The 2226-nt window shown below is 52.8% G+C and carries 1 protein-coding gene; it reads right to left on the reverse strand.

All coding sequences use genetic code 11. The annotated features are described in order from the left end of the window. Positions 1 to 140: 140 nt before the first annotated feature. A complete protein-coding gene (locus tag ABJK56_RS19350) occupies positions 141 to 2075 on the reverse strand; it encodes a hypothetical protein (protein ID WP_347246332.1) in 1935 nt (644 codons plus the stop codon). Positions 2076 to 2226 lie beyond the last annotated feature (151 nt).

Raw genomic sequence — 2226 nt, forward strand, 5'->3', positions numbered from 1 at the left:
GCCTGGACGGCTTCGGCGGAGGCCAGCGGCGCGGCGCCCAGCCCCACCAGCCGCAGCGCGGCGGCGAGCAGAAGCAAATATACCCAGGAGAATTGCAGAATCCGTGGTGCAGAATCCGTGTTGTTCGTTCCCATCACTGTTTACCGATGGCGCAGGACCAAGGGCAGGTAAGCCGAATAATTCAACGACTTCGTTTTAAATATGCCACCGCCCTCTGTTCCAGCAAAAATCAAGAGCGGATTTTGCGAATCTATCAACAAGACCCGAACATCCGGATCGGATAGACCAACACTGAAGTCACTCCAGGTTATGCCGCCGTCGGCACTTCGGAATATACCCTTTCCCCACATGCCGGCGTAGATGATGGTCGGACTTTGAGGGTCTATTGCTAGGGCAAGCACAGGGGCATTGGGCAGGCCGCGGTCGGACTTACTCCAGGTTTCGCCCCTGTCAGTGCTTTTAAAGATGCCATACGCAGTACCGGCATAAATGATAGCGGGGTTCTCCGGGTCTATAGCAATAGATAAGGCATAAAATGGGCAAGGTGGTCCGTTACAGAGAGAAACCCAACTCAGGCCACCATCTGTGCTTCTGTAGATGTAGTCTGTAGTCCCAGCATAGAGGTCAGTCAATCTCTGGGGGTCTATTGCCAATGCAAGAACTTGTATGGGACGGTTAAGGTCACCACTAATTAGGCTCCAATTATCGCCGCCATCAACACTTTTGAAAATGCCTTCTGAGGTCCCGGCATAAAGAGTAGATGTTTGGGGATCTATCGCCATGGTTAGACGGAAGCCGCTCAGTCCAGCACTAGCAGGGCTCCACTGCTCTCCGCCATCGGTACTCTTGAATGCCTCCCCAGCCATAGTTCCAACATAGAGCGTGGACGGGGTCTGGGGATCTATCACCAAAGCATTGATAGCGGCTTTTGGGCCGTTGTGGACCGCTGTCCAGTTTATACCTCCATCAGTGCTTTTGAAAACACCAGTAGCAGTACCGGCCCAGATGATTGTCGGGTTTTGAGGGTCTCTTCCTAAAGCATAAACGTAAGTATTGGTCAGGCCCACGTTGACCGGTGCCCAGTCTGTGCCTCCATTCGTGCTCTTGAACACACCGTGTAAACCAGTACCAGCATAGAGAGTGGTCGGCGTTTCTACATCAATTGCAATGGTTCTCACGTTGGTATCGGTCAGGTTGGTGTTTATCAGACTCCAAGTCTCGCCACCATCAGTGCTTTTAAATACGCCATGAACAGTTCCGGCATAGATGATGGCAGAGTTGTGAGGATCAATAACCAGCGCCTGGACGTCCGTGTCTATCAGGCCATTGTTCATCCATTGCCAGTTCAGGCCCCTATTTGTGCTCTTGAAGACACCGCCGCCCCACAACCCTGCTTGGCGATATGTTCCAATGTAGAGGGTATTCGGATTAGTCGGATCTATCACCAGCGCCCTGATAGGATAATGCTGGAGACCATTGCTACACTCGCTCCATGTTGCACCGCCGTCTATGCTTTTAAACACAGAGTCACCGACTCCGGCGTAAAGTGTAGCAGGGTTAACGTAGTCTATTGCCAGGCCCCGAACTTGCCCACCCAGGTTACCAACCCGTTTCCAAGTTACGCCACCGTTGATGGTTTTATATATCCCTTCACCATCAGTCCCGGCATATATGACGTTCGGTGTTTGAGGATCTATCGCCAGACTCAGAATCGTGTAATTTATACCATTGTCGGCCTGGATCCAGTTGGCACCCCCATTCGTACTCTTAAACAAACCGGCATCTGTTACTGCATAAAGGGTAGCGGGTGTGCGCGGATCAAACGCCAGAACCCGAACATTTCTGTTAGTCAGGCCATTGTTGCTTGGCCTCCAGTGTGCGCCGCCGTCAGTGCTCCTAAATATGCCCTCCGGAGTGCCAGCATAGAGGATGGATGGGGTCTGTGGGTCTAGAATCAGTGTATTGATGATTCCGCCTTCAGGCCCAACACTGGTCCAGACAACCCTCCCGGTAGAAACAGGGGATGCCCGAACCATCATCCAAAGCGTCAATAAACCGGCGAACAAAATCCGCATAAAGATCTCTCCGAGATGGTCAAACGGGAGACTTTTATATACTACGGGGTCCGGATGATTCTCACTCCCCCCGCGTCGTACACGACCTGGCCGATGCGGGCAAACTTCGCCAGGCCCTCCGGCGGGTAGCGGGATTGCTCCAGCAGGCCGA

Origin of the sequence: Thermogutta sp. (assembly GCF_039793925.1) — a bacterium.
In the GTDB taxonomy this organism is placed as follows: Bacteria; Planctomycetota; Planctomycetia; order Pirellulales; family Thermoguttaceae; genus Thermogutta.

Bases quoted from the DNA above. Each gene is read 5' to 3' on its own strand.
- ABJK56_RS19350 (WP_347246332.1), bottom strand. From the start codon at position 2,075: ATGCGGATTTTGTTCGCCGGTTTATTGACGCTTTGGATGATGGTTCGG.